Source organism: Nocardia mikamii NBRC 108933, assembly GCF_001613505.1.
Lineage (GTDB): Bacteria > Actinomycetota > Actinomycetes > Mycobacteriales > Mycobacteriaceae > Nocardia > Nocardia mikamii.
Genome location: NZ_BDCM01000006.1, coordinates 190,750 through 205,324, shown reverse-complemented (window position 1 = coordinate 205,324; position 14,575 = coordinate 190,750). Strand labels below are relative to the sequence as shown.

Annotated in this window: 13 protein-coding genes; 7 read left to right on the top strand and 6 right to left on the bottom strand. The window is 69.5% G+C overall.

The window, feature by feature from the left end; genetic code table 11:
* The first annotated feature begins 81 nt into the window (after positions 1 to 81).
* Together NMI01S_RS07670 and NMI01S_RS07665 are read left to right on the top strand one after the other, a co-directional pair.
* Entirely contained in the window at positions 82 to 354 is a 273-nt protein-coding gene (locus tag NMI01S_RS07670; RefSeq protein ID WP_062995284.1) for an Rdx family protein, read from the top strand.
* A 58-nt stretch (positions 355 to 412) separates the two neighbouring features.
* Complete coding sequence (locus NMI01S_RS07665) at positions 413 to 1,981, top strand: carboxylesterase/lipase family protein (RefSeq protein ID WP_062995283.1); 1,569 nt, start codon at positions 413 to 415, stop codon at positions 1,979 to 1,981.
* Positions 1,982 to 1,987: 6 nt separating this feature from the next.
* On the opposite strand, the gene NMI01S_RS07660 is transcribed toward NMI01S_RS07665, so the two are convergent.
* The 3 genes from NMI01S_RS07660 to NMI01S_RS07650 form a co-directional block, all read right to left on the bottom strand.
* Complete coding sequence (locus NMI01S_RS07660; protein WP_062995585.1) at positions 1,988 to 3,286, bottom strand: cytochrome P450; 1,299 nt, start codon at positions 3,284 to 3,286, stop codon at positions 1,988 to 1,990.
* Between the two features lie 106 nt (positions 3,287 to 3,392).
* Complete coding sequence (locus NMI01S_RS07655) at positions 3,393 to 4,109, bottom strand: TIGR03089 family protein (protein ID WP_062995583.1); 717 nt, start codon at positions 4,107 to 4,109, stop codon at positions 3,393 to 3,395.
* Positions 4,097 to 5,542: an LCP family protein gene (locus NMI01S_RS07650; RefSeq protein WP_157126078.1), complete on the bottom strand. Its 1,446-nt coding sequence runs from the start codon at positions 5,540 to 5,542 to the stop codon at positions 4,097 to 4,099. Before NMI01S_RS07650 ends, NMI01S_RS07655 begins: the two co-directional genes overlap by 13 nt.
* 275 nt (positions 5,543 to 5,817) lie before the next feature.
* Here NMI01S_RS07650 and rfbD point away from each other — a divergent pair, with 275 nt between their 5' ends.
* From rfbD to NMI01S_RS07625, 5 genes are all read left to right on the top strand, one after another.
* Positions 5,818 to 6,681: a dTDP-4-dehydrorhamnose reductase gene (gene rfbD, locus NMI01S_RS07645; protein ID WP_062995281.1), complete on the top strand. Its 864-nt coding sequence runs from the start codon at positions 5,818 to 5,820 to the stop codon at positions 6,679 to 6,681.
* Between the two features lie 129 nt (positions 6,682 to 6,810).
* A complete protein-coding gene (locus NMI01S_RS07640) occupies positions 6,811 to 7,722 on the top strand; it encodes a glycosyltransferase family 2 protein (RefSeq protein ID WP_062995280.1) in 912 nt (303 codons plus the stop codon).
* Between the two features lie 61 nt (positions 7,723 to 7,783).
* Entirely contained in the window at positions 7,784 to 8,857 is a 1,074-nt protein-coding gene (gene manB, locus NMI01S_RS07635) for a mannose-1-phosphate guanylyltransferase (protein ID WP_062995279.1), read from the top strand.
* Between the two features lie 87 nt (positions 8,858 to 8,944).
* Entirely contained in the window at positions 8,945 to 9,517 is a 573-nt protein-coding gene (locus NMI01S_RS07630; protein WP_062995278.1) for a TetR/AcrR family transcriptional regulator, read from the top strand.
* 41 nt (positions 9,518 to 9,558) lie between these two features.
* Positions 9,559 to 11,010: a phytoene desaturase family protein gene (locus NMI01S_RS07625; RefSeq protein ID WP_062995581.1), complete on the top strand. Its 1,452-nt coding sequence runs from the start codon at positions 9,559 to 9,561 to the stop codon at positions 11,008 to 11,010.
* Between the two features lie 67 nt (positions 11,011 to 11,077).
* On the opposite strand, the gene NMI01S_RS07620 is transcribed toward NMI01S_RS07625, so the two are convergent.
* From NMI01S_RS07620 to NMI01S_RS07610, 3 genes are all read right to left on the bottom strand, one after another.
* Positions 11,078 to 11,998: a cation diffusion facilitator family transporter gene (locus NMI01S_RS07620; protein WP_062995277.1), complete on the bottom strand. Its 921-nt coding sequence runs from the start codon at positions 11,996 to 11,998 to the stop codon at positions 11,078 to 11,080.
* Between the two features lie 92 nt (positions 11,999 to 12,090).
* Complete coding sequence (gene manA, locus NMI01S_RS07615; RefSeq protein ID WP_062995276.1) at positions 12,091 to 13,326, bottom strand: mannose-6-phosphate isomerase, class I; 1,236 nt, start codon at positions 13,324 to 13,326, stop codon at positions 12,091 to 12,093.
* Complete coding sequence (locus tag NMI01S_RS07610) at positions 13,326 to 14,525, bottom strand: amino acid adenylation domain-containing protein (RefSeq protein ID WP_062995275.1); 1,200 nt, start codon at positions 14,523 to 14,525, stop codon at positions 13,326 to 13,328. The genes manA and NMI01S_RS07610 overlap by 1 nt, the downstream gene beginning before the upstream one ends.
* Positions 14,526 to 14,575: the final 50 nt, after the last annotated feature.

Here is a 14,575-nt window from a genome sequence, read left to right as displayed (position 1 = left end):
ACAGATAGCGAAGGAGTTGCCGAAAACGTGGACAGTCGCGCGGTGACTACCGGGAATCCGGTCCCTCACTAGGGTCACCGCATGGCACGAATCGCGATCGAATATTGCACGCAATGCCGGTGGTTACTGCGGGCCGGATGGATGGCTCAGGAGTTGCTGAATACCTTCGGCACCGACCTCGACGAGGTGGCGCTGATCCCGGGAACCGGCGGAGTGTTCCGGATCACCGTGGACGATGAGCAGATCTGGGAGCGCAGAGCCGACGGTGGCTTCCCGGATATCGCCGGACTCAAACAGCGCGTGCGCGACCGCATCGATCCCGACCGCGACCTCGGCCACATCGATCGAGGCTGACGCGGTACGAATGATCTCGGACGTACTCTCGGTTACAGGGAGTACGAGGAGGTGCGAGATGAGCACTCAATTCTTCGAGGCGACTCCGGTCGAGGACACTGCCGGACCTGTCGCCCACACGACCAGCGGTGCGGTCCGCGGATTCCGGACGGGATCCGTCCACGTATGGCGCAGCATCCCGTATGCCGCGGCACCGGCGGGCCCGAAGCGGTTCGCGCGGCCGGAACCGCCCGAACCCTGGTCGGGAGTGCGTGACTGCACCGAATTCGGCGAGATCGCACCGCAGACCATGGGCGATATGGTGCCCGTGGACTCGGGGCTGCGCATGGGCGAGGACTGCCTGTGGGTCAATGTGTGGGCACCGGCCGCCGAACCGGTGCAACCGCGTCCGGTGATGGTCTGGCTGCACGGCGGCGCCTACTGTCTGGGCACGGCCGCGCAGGCGATCTACGACGGCCGCCGGATGGTCGAAGCGGGCGACGTGGTGATCGTCGCGGTCAACTATCGGCTCGGGGCGCTCGGCTTCCTCGATCTGTCCTCCCTGGGCGACGGGTTCGTCGCCAATCTCGGCCTGCACGACCAGATCGCGGCATTGGAATGGGTGCGCGACAATGCCGCCGCCTTCGGCGGTGATCCGGGCAACGTCACGGTCTTCGGCGAATCCTCCGGCGCGGGATGCGTGACGGCGCTGCTGACCTCGCCGCGGGCAGCGGGCCTGTTCCACCGCGCCATCGCGCAGAGTCCGCCGGCCACCACCGTCTTCGGCCCGGACCGTGCCGCCGGGGTGGCGAGCCGTTTCCTGGAATTGATGGACCTGCCGCCCGAGCGTGCCCGGGAACTGCTGGAATGCCCCATCGAGCGGATCGTGGACGCGGCCGGCGTCCTGCTCGACGAGGTGCCGCTGCAGTCGCCGGGTCGCCTGGCCGCGGCGCCGGTGGTGGACGGCGATCTGCTGCCCACCTATCCGACCGACCGCTTCCAGCAGGGCCGCTCGCATCGCGTGCCGCTGATCATCGGCACCAACAAGGACGAGGCGTCGCTGTTCCGGCTGTTCCGCTCGCCGATCATGCCGGTGACACCCGATGCGGTGAACGCGATGCTCAATGCCGTCGCCGGGGAACATCCCGGGCTCTCGCACGAGCGCATCGCCGAGATCACCTCCGCTTATCCGGATCTGGCCAAGACACGCGGCGCGCTGGCGATGTCGACCGATGCGGCGTTCCGGATGCCGGCGCACTGGGTCGCCGACGCGCATTCCCGGCACAGCCGTACCTGGATGTATCGCTTCGATCAGGCCACGCCGATGCTGAAGGCGGCGCGCGTCGGCGCCGGCCACGCCACCGAATTGCCGTACATCTTCGGCAATTTCGGGTCCTTCGACCACGATCCGACCTTCTGGCTGGGCGGCCGCAAGGTCGCGAGCGAGGTGTCGGGCCGGATGATGCGGCGCTGGCTGGCCTTCGCCGAACACGGGGTGCCCGCGGCGCTGGACGGCTCGAAACATTGGCCGCCCTACCGCGAATCCACCCGCACGACATTGGTCGTGGACGCCGTGGACCGGGTCCTCGACGATCCCGATCACGATCTGCACACCGCCTGGGGTGACCAGGCGGTCGGGTTCAGCTGAGCCGGCTCAGACGCTGCTGGACTGTTCGGCGCGCTGACCGAGCAGCACCGGCAACCGGCTGTAGCCGTGCAGGGTGAACAGCGGGCGGCGCTGCGGGCGACCGGCCAGCACGAGATTCGGGAAACGTTCGAACAGCGACCGCAGCGCGTAGGTACCCTCCATCCGGGCCAGGCTGGCGCCCAGGCAGGCATGGATGCCGCTGGAGAACGTCAGGTGATCCTTGGCGTTGGCGCGCGTGACGTCGAAGCGGTGCGGTTCGTCGAACACCTTCGGGTCGCGATTGGCGCCGGACAGCGACAACACCACCGTGCTGCCCTGGTGCACCGTGGTACCGGCCAGCTCCACCTCGCGCCCGGCGATGCGGCCGGTGTTCTGCACCGGTGCGTCGAAGCGCAGAATCTCCTCGATCGCGTTGGGCCACAGCTGCGGATCCTCGCGCAGCCGGTCCAGCTGATCGCGATGGGTCACCAGCTGGACGACGCCGTTGCTGATCAGATTGACCGTGGTCTCGAATCCGGCGCCCATCAGCAGTGTCGCCGAGGCCTTCAATTCGGTGTCGTCCAGCGCGCCGGAACTCACCAGACCGGACAGGATGTCCTCGCCCGGTTCGCGGCGCAGCCGCGCGATGTGCTCGTCGAGGTAGTGGTCCATCTCCAGGATGGCCGCCGACGCGCCGCGGGTGGTGCGCCAGCTGATGCCGATATCGAGCATCGGCGAGACGGCATCACCCCAGGCCAGGAATCGGTCGCGGTCCGCGTCGGGGAAGCCCAGCATTTCGGAGATGATCGCGATCGGCACCTGGGAGGCGAAGTCGGCGACCAGATCCGCCGAACCGCCGGAGGGCAGGGCGTCGAGCAGTTCCGTGGTCACCGATTCGACGCGGTCGCGCAGCCGGGCGATCGCGCGCGGCGTGAATGCCGAGGCCACCGGTTTACGCATTCGCGTGTGGTCGGGCGGATCGATCACCAGCATCGACGGCGGCTGCACCGGATTGGGCGGCAGCGTCGCCAGATCCATCAGCGGCCGCAGCGGTCCGGGCACGAAACCCTCGGCCGCCGCGACCTTGAAGGTGGTGTCGCGCAGTACGGTACGGACCAGCTCGTAATCGGCGGTCGCCCAGCCCAAGGGGGAGTGCACCAGCCGTCCCTGGGCGCGCAGGGATTCCAGCAGCGGTATCGGATCCTGGACCGCCTCGGGGCTGGACATCAGTTTCGCCAGGGTCTCGCCGCGCCGGGCATAGGTCTTCAAGACCAACCGCGGCGTGCCCTGTACCACCAACCACCGAAACCAGTACTGCGGCTTCATCGCCATCCCCGTTCGTCGTCCGGTTCGCTGACACCCACACTACGGAGTAGCGGGCGTGCCGAAAACGGACTGCGGGTGGATCGCCGTGCCCTACCCGGGTAGGAGATCAGGACCGGCGCGCGGTGACGCGTTCGGTGCCGATCCGGTGCTCGAGCCGATCCGGATCGGGGGCGGTGACCTGCACCAGCGAGGCTCCGGCCGCGTACACCGCGAGCAGTCCGTCGATCAGGTGGGTAGTGGTGTCCCAGTCGGTGGTCGACAGCACCCGGTCGCTCGCCCCGAACCCCTGCCGTTCGGCCGAGGCACGGGCCGCTGCCACGGTCTCGGCGACCGTGGCGCCGTCGAGGGCGGCGCCCGCGCCCGCCGGGTGGAACTGGTCACCGTGCCCACGCACCGACGTGGCGTAGTCGGTGATGCCGACCGGCAGATCGGCGACCGGCATACCCATCGGGTCCAGCGACAACGCGGCCACCTCGGCGATATCTCCGGCCTCGTCGATGCGCGCGGCCGAGACCAGCGCGAGTTCGGCGTCGGCGTCGGGCCGCAGCACCACCTCGGTGCCGGCCCACCAGCAGCCCAGCAGCACTGCGGCGGTCTGCCAGTGCGCGGGCAGTAGCACCGACACCCGCGCGCCCGGGGCGAGGCCGAATTCGTCGCGAATCATATTGGCGGTCTTGGCCGCCCAGTTCGCCAGCGTCAGCCCGGACAGTTCGATGCGGGCGCCGGTGCTGTCGTCGTAGTGGGTGATCCGCGGCGCCGCGGCGTCGCGGGCGAGGATCGGGCCGAGCAGGGCATCGGTGAGAGTGTCGTTCAGTTCACGCATTTCGGTCCGTTCTGGCCGGCGTCGATGGGAGGCGCGGGCGGCACCGGTGTCGCGGTGCCCGAGGCCGGCGAGGTTCCGGACATGTCGAACAGACTGCCGGCCGCCGAGCCCGGACCAGAGTAGTCATCGGCGAGCACCACGCGCACCGCACCCTCCGGCACATCTTGTTCGGCGACCACGGTCAGGCCGCCCAGCGCCTCGGCGACCGCCTTGGCCTTGGGATCGGAACTCGCGGCGGCGAGCACCCGGCTGCTGCGCACCGGCGCACCCGGCCAGTTTCCGACGGTTCCGGTGTGAAAACCCTTCCCGGTCAGCGCCTGTGCGACCTGGCCGGCCAAACCGCCGGTACTGCCTGCGTTGTAGACGTCGGCGGTGACCGAGCTCGGCGCCGCCGCGCGGTCGTCGTCGTGATCGTCGGTGGTGCCGCCGACCGCCGCCGCGACATACGACTTCACCGATTTCGGGTCGACCTTCACCACCGATTCGCCGTCGGCGGTGGTCCCGTCGAGATCCTGCACCGGAATGGTTTCGAAATTCACCTTTCCGCCCGACAGATCCTGCAGTTGATGCATGAACGCCACCACATCCCAGTCCTCGTCGAGCACGATCGTGCGCCCGACGGCATCGCCGAGTTCGCGCAACTTTCCGGGATTGGCGAGAATTCGGGCGTTGAGGGCCTTGTTCGCCAGCGAGGCCATGAACACCTGCTGGCGCACGATGCGATCCAGGTCGCCGCGCGGCAGATCGTGGCGCTGGCGCACGAAACTCAATGCCTGCGCCCCGTCGAGCCGTTGCTCTCCGGCGGGGAAATCCGCACCCGAGAGCGGTTCGTCCACCGCGTTGTTCAGGCAGACGTCCACCCCGCCGACGGCATTGGTGAGCAGCACGAATCCGAGCAGGCCCACCTCGGCGTAGTGATCGACGGTGACTCCGGTGAGATTGGCGACCGACTTGATGAGGGCCTGCCGGCCGGCCTGAGTGGACTTCTGCTCGATCTGGGAATCCGACAGGCCCTGCGCCGCGAATTTCTGCCGCGCGTTCTCCTTGGTCGCGCCGTAGGCGGAGTTGATCTTGCCCTTGCCGATACCGGGGATGTCGACGTAGGAGTCGCGGGGGATCGAGATCGCGGTCGCCGATCGGCCGTCATTGGGCACCCGGACCAGCACGATGGTGTCGGTGTTGGTGCCGACCTCGTCGCCGGCGTGCAGCATCGCCCGTTCCTGATCGCTGAGCGGATTGCCGTGCGCGTCGGTGCGACTGTCGATACCGACCATCAGGATGTCGACCGCTCCGTCGTGGCCACCGCCGAGGCCCAGGTTGCCGATCCGCTCGATGCCGGAGATCAAGGAATCCACGCTGTGCCAGCCGAAGCCGGTGACGATGAACACCACCGCCGCGGCGGCCACGGCGAGCAACCGCCCGGGACGATTCACCCCGGGACTCGAACTCGGGCGGACGCCGCGAGCTCGCGGGACGCGGCCGCCGGGCAGTGGTGCTCCGGCGCCGCGGGGCGGCGACGAGGCACTTCTGTTCTGCGGCACTCCATATTCCTTTTCCACGCTCGATCGACCCCCGTTCGAGAATCTGCCCGCGTAGCCCACCGCCTCCGATACCGGTGGCGTACCGGGGAGTTCCCGGATTCGAGGCTATCCAACCAGTGCGCCCGCACCGCTGAACCGCTGTTGGCGTGGCGTGCCAGACTTGCCGGATGAGTCCCGATTCCCAGTCCCGGCTCGTGATCACCGGCGCCGGCGGACAGCTCGGCCGGGCGTTGCGCACGGTGGCGCCCGCGGCCCTCGCCCTGGGGCGTGCCGATCTCGACATCACCGACGCCGAAGCCGTGCGCGCCGTCGTTCGTCCGGGTGATGTGGTGCTCAACTGTGCCGCCTACACCGCCGTCGACGCCGCCGAGTCCGAGCACGACGCGGCATACGCGGGCAACGTCACCGGGCCGGCGGTACTCGCCGCCGCCTGCCGCGTGGCCGACGCGCGACTGATCCACGTCTCCACCGATTACGTCTTCGACGGCACCGCGTCGGATCCGTACGAGCCGGACGATCCGACCGGTCCGACAAGTGTGTACGGCCGTACCAAACTGGCCGGCGAGCAGGCCGTGCTCGGCGAGTATCCGCAGGCCACGATCGTGCGCACGGCGTGGGTGTACACCGGCGACCGCGGCGACTTCGTGGCGACGATGCGACGGCTCGAGGCCGAACGCGAGACGATATCGGTCGTCGACGACCAGATCGGATCGCCTACCTACGCACCCGATCTGGCGCGAGGTCTGATGGAACTCGTTGCGCGGCAGCCGGTTCCGGGTGTGCTGCACGCGAGCAACGCGGGTGCGGTCAGTCGCTTCGGGCTGGCGCGGGCGGTGTTCGCCGAACTCGGGGCCGATCCCGAGCGGGTGCGGCCCTGCGGTACCGCCGATTTCCCGAGTCCCGCGCGGCGCCCGGCATATTCGGTGCTGTCGAATCGGGCATGGGCGCGGGCCGGTCTCACGCCGCTGCGGGAGTGGCGGGCGGCGCTGGCCGACGCGCTGGCTCGGCTGTCGGATCGGAGGGAACCGTGATCGTTGCTGCTCGCCGCCGCGAGAGCCGGCGCGCGTGAGCCGCGACGCCGGCCGTCAGTCTGATAAGGCACTGTGGGTGGTTGTGCTCGGGTGCCTACTCCGGCCGCTCACCCATTAGGCTGGCCTTCCGTGAGCGCTTCGGATTCAGCCCCTTCCGCGGACCGTACCCCTCAGCTGGCGGTGGTCACCGTAACCTATTCGCCGGGCGAGCATCTCGACCACTTCATCAGTACACTCGCGACCGCCACCGCGGAGAAACCGCAGGTGATCCTCGCCGACAACGGCTCGACCGACGGCGCTCCCGAGCTGGCCGCGGAGTCCAACGAACACGTCACACTGCTGCGCACCGGCGGCAACATCGGGTACGGGGGCGCGGTGAACCGGGCGGTCGCCGAACTCGATCCCGAGATCGAATACGTGATCATCGCCAATCCGGATGTGCGCTGGGGCACCGATTCCATCGATCAATTGCTGGCCGCCGCCCGGCGCTGGCCGCGCGCGGGTGCGCTCGGGCCGCTGATCCACGAGCCGGACGGCAGTATCTATCCCTCCGCGCGGCGGGTGCCCGGCCTGCTCGACGGCGCCGGCCACGCGATCCTCGGCACGATCTGGCCGGGTAATCCCTGGTCGCGGCGGTACCGGCAGGAGAACGAGGAGATCGCCGAGCGCACGGTCGGCTGGTTGTCGGGGTCGTGCCTGCTGGTCCGGCGCGACGCGTTCGACAGCATCGAGGGCTTCGACTCGCGCTACTTCATGTACATGGAGGATGTCGACTTCGGCGACCGGATGGGCAAAGCCGGCTGGCACAACGTCTTCGTGCCGACCGCCCAGGTCACCCATGCCAAGGGCCACGCGGCCGGGCGGCATCCGGAGACCATGTTGCCCGCCCATCACGCCTCCGCCTATCGTTTCCAGGCCGACCGCCATCCGCACTGGTGGCAGGCCCCGCTGCGATGGGCGTTGCGGGCCGGACTTGCGATTCGCTGCAAACTTGCGGTTCGATCTGCGCTGCGTGAGCGCGACCGCGAAGCACAGCGATAACGCGTGGACCGAACCTGAAAAAGGGGAAGACTGATGCCGGACAATTCGAGAGGGAGCGGGCGTGGACACCGCAACTGACGCCGTGATCCTGGTCGGTGGCCAGGGCACCCGGCTGCGCCCGCTGACGCTCTCGGCGCCGAAGCCCATGCTGCCGGTCGCCGGTCTGCCGTTCCTGCACCACCTGCTGGCCCGGATCGCCGATGCCGGTATCACCCACGTGGTGCTGGGCACATCGTTCAAGGCAGAGGTCTTCGAGGAACATTTCGGCGACGGCGCCGAACTCGGCCTCGACCTCGAATACGTCACCGAGACCGAACCGCTGGGGACCGGCGGCGGTATCCGCAACGTGCTCCCGAAGCTGCGCGCCGACAACGTGATGGTGTTCAACGGCGACGTTCTCGGCGGCGCCGATCTGGGTGCTGTGCTCGATACGCACGCCTCGACCCGTGCCGATGTGACCCTGCATCTGGTTCGCGTCGGTGATCCGCGCGCCTTCGGATGCGTGCCCACCGACGAGACCGGCCGGGTCACCGCCTTCCTGGAGAAGACCCAGGACCCGCCGACCGACCAGATCAACGCCGGCTGCTACGTCTTCCGCCGCGAATACATCGAGAAGATCCCGAGTGGCCGCCCGGTATCGGTCGAGCGCGAGGTGTTCCCGTCGCTGCTGGCCGAGGGCGCCCACATCCAGGGTCATGTCGATGCCTCGTACTGGCGCGATATGGGGACGCCCGAGGACTTCGTGCGTGGGTCCGCCGATCTCGTGCGGGGGATCGCGCCCTCGCCGGCGCTGCCGGGACAGCGCGGGGAATCGCTGGTCCACCCCGGTGCCGGTGTCGCGCCGGGTGCCCTGCTGATCGGCGGCACGGTCGTGGGGCGCGGCGCCGAGGTGGGCGCCGGTGCGCGACTCGACGGTGCGGTGCTGTTCGACGGCGCCCGCGTCGAGGCCGGGGCCACCGTGGAGCGCTCGATCATCGGATTCGGTGCGCGCATCGGGCCGCGGGCGCTGGTCCGCGATGCCGTGATCGGGGACGGCGCCAGCGTCGGCGCCCGCTGCGAACTGCTGCGCGGCGCCCGCATCTGGCCTGGCGTGGATCTGCCCGACGGCGGGATCCGCTTCTCCACCGACGTCTAGGTCCGGCGATCGCTCGTCGTCGCTGCCGGAACGCTCGTACCCGTGAGCGCTCGTCGCTAACTTGTCTAGCGTTGCTAGAATTTCGGTATGACGGTTCAGGAACGCAAGGAACGCGAACGCGCCCAGCGTCGGCAGGCGATCATCGACAGTGCGCGTGAACTGGCCGAATCCGATGGCTGGGATGCGGTGACCGTGCGCCGGCTCGCCGAGCGCATCGAATACAGCCAGCCCGTGCTCTACAGCCACTTCTCGGGAAAACGGGCAATCGTCTCGGCCGTGGCCGAGGAGGGCATCGGCCAGCTGCGGGATGTGCTCCGCGCCGCCCGCGAGCAGGCCGACGGTCCGGGTGCCGCGATGGAGGCGGTCGCCCGGGCCTATCTGAGTTTCGCGGCCGAGAACGCCGCCCTCTACGACGCCATTTCCGTCCTCGACACCGAACTGCCCTTCGGTCCCGACGCACCCCAGACCCTGCGCGACTGCTTCGAGGAGCTCGAGCGGCTGTTCCGCCCGCTGGTCCCCGAAGCCGACACGGGGGCCTACACCGAGGTGTTCTGGAGCACGCTGCACGGGATGGCGGCGCTGGACCGCAGCCATCGCCTTCGCCCGGACCTGCGGGAACAGCGCATGGACGTGCTGATCCGCTGGGCCACCCGGAGTTGATGCCCTGAGCCCCTGGGTTTTCGGGCCCTACAGTGGTGATCATGGCGGATGCGGTGGTGGTCGGCTCAGGGCCCAACGGTCTGGCCGCGGCGGTGCTGCTGGCCCGCGCGGGGCTCGAGGTGGAGGTGTTCGAAGCCGAGGATCGTGCCGGTGGCGGCTGCCGCACTGCGGAGCTCACCCTGCCCGGATATCACCACGATGTGTGCGCGGGCGCGCATCCGATGGCGCTGGCCTCCCCGTTCTTCCGCGCCTTCGATCTCGGTGCGCACGGGGTCGAACTGGGGACCCCCGCGATCTCCTACGGACATCCGCTCGACGGCGGGGTGGCCGCGTCGGCCTGGCGGGATCTGGACCGGACGGTCGAGGGACTGGGCGACGACGGTGCGACGTGGCGGCGCCTGTTCGCCCCGCTGGTGCGACAGTGGGAGGCGGTGGTGGAGCTGGGGATGTCGGACCTGCGCCATGTTCCTCGTGATCCGCTGTCCGCGGTGCGCTTCGGCCGCCGACTGCTCGAGCAGGCATCCCCGCTGTGGGGCCTGCGTTTTCGTGAGGAGCGTGCGGCGGCACTGTTCACCGGGGTGAGCGCGCACGCCATCACGCCGCCGCGGCAGTTCTCGGCGGCCGGTGTGGCGCTGCTGCTCGGCACCCTCGGCCATGTGGGCGGCTGGCCGATCCCGCGCGGCGGCTCACAGGCCATCGTCGATGCGCTCATCGCCGATCTGGAGCGGCACGGCGGGCGTATCCACACCGGGCACCGCGTCGATTCACTGGACGAATTCGCCGGTGTGCGATCGGTTCTGCTCGACACCGCGCCCACGGAACTGCTGCGGATCGCCCGAGTGCCCACGGCGTATCGAAACCGATTGCAGCGCTATCGATTCGGCGGCGCCGCATGCAAGGTGGATTTCGCCTTGTCGGGCCCGGTGCCGTGGCAGGCGACGGAACTGGCGGCCGCGGGCACCGTGCACGTCGTCGGCACGCGGGCCGAGGCGATGGCCGTCGAACGTCTCGTCGCGTCGGGCCGGCACGCCGATCGGCCGTACGTGCTGGTGATCCAGCCGGGCGTGGTCGATTCGTCCCGGGCTCCCGGCGACAATCACACGCTCTACGCTTATGCCCACGTACCCAACGGTTCCGGCCGCGACGTGAGTCCCGACGTCGTCGCGCAACTCGAACGCTTCGCCCCCGGCTTCCGTGATCTGATCCAGGCCAGCCATGTGCGTCCGGCGGCACGCATGCCCGCCCACAACGCCAACTATGTCGGCGGCGACATCGCGGCCGGCGCGATGACCCTCGCGCAGACCATCTTCCGCCCTACTCCGCGCTGGAACCCTTATGCCACACCACTTCCCGGTGTCTACCTGTGCTCCGCGGCGACGCCGCCCGGGCCCGGTGTGCACGGCATGTGCGGCATGCACGCCGCGACTCGTGCGCTGCGCGAGCGGTTCGGCATCCGCACCGACCCGGCCGTCCTGCTCGGTGCGACGGGCTGAGCCGCACGCCGCGCATCGCCCCCGGCCCGGGGCAGTGCTCCTCGGTGTTCAGGCATCCGCCGCGGGGCTACACCGGCTGGGTGCGGTACAGATCCGGCTCGATGTACATGACCCGGGCGGCGGGGACGGCCGCCCGCACCCGGGCTTCGGCGTCGTCGATCGCGGCGGCGATATCGGCTATCTCCAGTCCGGGCACGATCGACACCTTCGCCGCGACGAGCATCTCCTCCGGGCCGAGGTATTCGGTGCGCAGGTGGATGACCCGGTCGATGCGCTCGCCGTCGACCAGCTTCGCGCGGATCGCCGCGTCCTGGGCGGGGGTCGCCCCCTCACCGATCAGCAGGCTCTTCATCTCCACGATCAGCACCACCGCGATGACACCGAGCAGCAGGCCGATGCCGAGCGTGCCGATGCCGTCCCAGATGGCGTTGTCGGTCACCACCGTCAGAACCACCGCGGCCAGCGCGATCAGCAGACCGACGAGCGCGCCGGTGTCCTCGAGCAGCACCACGGGCAGTTCCGGGCTGCGCGAGTTGCGGATGAACCGCCACCAGCTCGCGCCCTCGCGCAGCGGTGCGGATTCCCGCATCGCGGTCATGAAGCTGTAGCCCTCGAGCGCCGCCGCGATAGCCAGGATCACGATCGCCACCACGGGGGAGGTCAACTCCTCCGGATGCTGGATCTTGTGCACACCCTCGTAGATCGCGTACATCGAGCCGAGGGAGAACAGCACCAGCGCCACGACGAACGAGTAGAAGTAGCGGTTGCGTCCGTAGCCGAACGGATGCAGATCGTCGGCCTCCTGCTCGGCACGCTTCTGCCCGAGCAACAGCAGTCCCTGATTACCGGTGTCGGCCACCGAGTGCACGGCCTCGGCCAGCATCGATCCGGAACCGGTGATCGCGGCGCCGACGAATTTCGCCACCGCGATACCGGCATTCGCGCTCAACGCCGCGAAGATCGCCTTCTTCCCGCCACCAGCAGACATGGTGCAGCCCCGGTCCTTCCGTCCCCGGCGCAGGCCGGTAGATGTCCGATTTGTTCGATCAATCTACTAAAGCGGCCGAACCGGCCGCGCGGTCACTCGCCCACACACGCGCAGAACAACTGCGCCGGGCCGCCGAGCGCCCGCGCGCGGATATCGGTATCGGTGGCCGAGATCCACGCGGCGCTACCGGCGGCGATCGGCAACTCGTTGCCGGCCTGCGACAGCATCACGGTGCCGGCGGTCACCAGCATGATGCCCGGCCCGACCCGCGGAATGTCGACCGCCGCGGCGTCCTCGTTCAATTCGAAGCGGCGTAGCGCGAATTCCGGTGCGGGCGTGGGATACCGGAACGAGTTCTCATCGACCGGTTCGGGGTCGATGATCGGCGTGCGCAGCGGTTCGAAATCCAGCACCCGCAGCAACTCGGGCACGTCGACGTGCTTGGGGGTGAGCCCCCCGCGCAGCACGTTGTCCGAATTGGCCATGATCTCGACGCCCATGCCGCGCAGATAGGCGTGCAGGCTGCCGGCGGCCAGGAACAGGCCCTGTCCGGGTTCCAGCGTCAACCGGTTCAGCAGCAGGGCCGCCAGCACCCCGGCATCACCGGGATACGCCTCGGCCAGCTCCAGCGTGGTGCGCGCTTCGGCCGCGAATTCCTTGGCCTGTCTGGGCGATTCGAGCGGGTCGACCTGTTTGAGATAGTGCACGCATCCGTCGAGGACCTTCGGCAGCAGGGTGGCCAGCATGGCCTGCGGCAGGGTGATCCAGGTGGTGAACAGGGTGCGCAGGCCGCCCGAATCCGGCTGGGCGGCAAGCAGTTCGGTGTACTGCCCCAATTCCGGCACGGCCAGCGAGTTCAGCAGGTCGACGGTGCGCAGCGGATCGCGGAAACCGGCCAGCGCCTCGAAGCGGTCGAGTGCCACCACCAGTTCGGGTTTGTGGGAGTCGTCGCGGTAGTTGCGCATGGGGGAATCCAGCGGCACCCGCGTACGGTTCTCCCGTTCGAATCCGTAGCGGGCCTGATCGGCGCTGGGATGCGCCTGCAGCGACAGCGGTTCCTCGGCGGCCAGGATCTTCAGCAGAAACGGCAGGCGGCCGCCGAATGCCGATGCGACCGCGCCCAACTCCCGGTTCGGCTCGGCCTCGAGCAGTTCCAGCAGCGAGCGGCCGGCGCCGTCGGCGAGGACCTTCGCCGGGTCGGCGGGGTGGGCGCCGAACCACAGTTCGGCCTCGGGATGGGGAGAGGGGACCTCCCGGCCGCACAGCTGAGCGAGTGCGGTGCGAGATCCCCAGGCGTAGGAGCGCAACGCACCAACGAGTTCGTGCACTAGTAGTGGCCCCCGTCGTAGTGGGCGGGACGGCTCGCGGCTGGGGGGCCGCCGAGCAGACGCAGATAGGCGGCGGCCATTTCCAGCCGCAGCACCAGCACCGCCAGTTGTTCGAGCTCGCTGCCGCGGCCGGCCGCCGGCGCCTGCGGTTCGCCGGCACCGGTATCGCGCGGCACACTCGCCTCGGTGCGCATCAGCTCGATGTCGACGTTGACCAGGTCGGCGTCGACGATGCCCGCGCCCGCGCCGAAGACGGCCAGCCGCCGCCGCGCGGCGACCTGATCGCCGTCGGCGCTCACCACGAACACCCGGGCCCGATCGACCGGGGCCGGTCCGTCCAGTTGCTCGTCGTGGAACAGCGGATCGTAACCGGGCGCGGTCGCCTCCGCGGATTCGATCAGCCGCGCGTTCGCGGCCACGGCCTCGGTGAGGTCGACGGCGGCCGCGATCTGTCCCGCGGTCTGCAACAGCACCTCGGCGCCGTGCTCGGCCACCACCGCGGCGGCGGGGGAATCGCCGGTCAGCACCAGCCGCCGTTCCCGCATCCGTGCGGCGAGGGTTTTGGCGGGGTTGTGGAAGACCTCGTGGTGCGGGCCGTCGCGCAGCGCCTCGGCGTCGAGCACGTCGGCGAGTTCGTCGAGGTTCGGGACCAGCGGCCCGATGTGCACGGGGTCGACGGCCTGCAGCACCGCGATGCCGACCGCGACGAATCGCAGCATCCGGTTGTGGTCGAGCACCCGGATCCGCGGCGGCAGCATGGCAGCGCGTCCGGCGGCCGCGGCTCGCATCGGCCCCTCGTCGGGCGCGGCGACCACGACTTCGGCGCCGCGGCGCAGCGCCCGGTCGACGGCGCCGGTCAGTCGCGGATCGGCCGAGTCGTCACCGGCGACGACCACCACGTCCAGCGAACCGACCCACTGCGGAATCGTGGTGGCGCTGATGATCGGCAATCCCGCGCGGTCGCCGAACGCGGCCTGCAGCAGAGTGGCCGCGCGTGCCGCGCGCCCGGTGCCGGACACCAGCACCAGACTTCGCGGCCGCAGACCGTCGAGCCGGCCGAGCGCGTTTTCGGCGACGGCGGCCGCGGTGGCACGCACCTGGGCGCCCCCGGAGGCGGCCGAACGTAAAATTCCCCCGGAATCCGCGGCCTCCAACGAGGCGACGTCATCGAGGTCGAGTACGGGTGTCCCTGCGATCATCGGGCGTTGCCACCTCCCCTCAATCGGGTCACCACGCCGGGGGATGTCGT

Coding starts and splice junctions, on each gene's coding strand:
- NMI01S_RS07610 (WP_062995275.1), bottom strand. CDS start 14,525: ATGATCGCAGGGACACCCGTACTCGACCTCGATGACGTCGCCTCGTTG.
- NMI01S_RS07625 (WP_062995581.1), top strand. CDS start 9,559: ATGGCGGATGCGGTGGTGGTCGGCTCAGGGCCCAACGGTCTGGCCGCG.
- NMI01S_RS07655 (WP_062995583.1), bottom strand. CDS start 4,109: ATGCGTGAACTGAACGACACTCTCACCGATGCCCTGCTCGGCCCGATC.
- NMI01S_RS07620 (WP_062995277.1), bottom strand. CDS start 11,998: ATGTCTGCTGGTGGCGGGAAGAAGGCGATCTTCGCGGCGTTGAGCGCG.
- NMI01S_RS07665 (WP_062995283.1), top strand. CDS start 413: ATGAGCACTCAATTCTTCGAGGCGACTCCGGTCGAGGACACTGCCGGA.
- NMI01S_RS07670 (WP_062995284.1), top strand. CDS start 82: ATGGCACGAATCGCGATCGAATATTGCACGCAATGCCGGTGGTTACTG.
- NMI01S_RS07660 (WP_062995585.1), bottom strand. CDS start 3,286: ATGAAGCCGCAGTACTGGTTTCGGTGGTTGGTGGTACAGGGCACGCCG.
- rfbD (WP_062995281.1), top strand. CDS start 5,818: ATGAGTCCCGATTCCCAGTCCCGGCTCGTGATCACCGGCGCCGGCGGA.
- NMI01S_RS07630 (WP_062995278.1), top strand. CDS start 8,945: ATGACGGTTCAGGAACGCAAGGAACGCGAACGCGCCCAGCGTCGGCAG.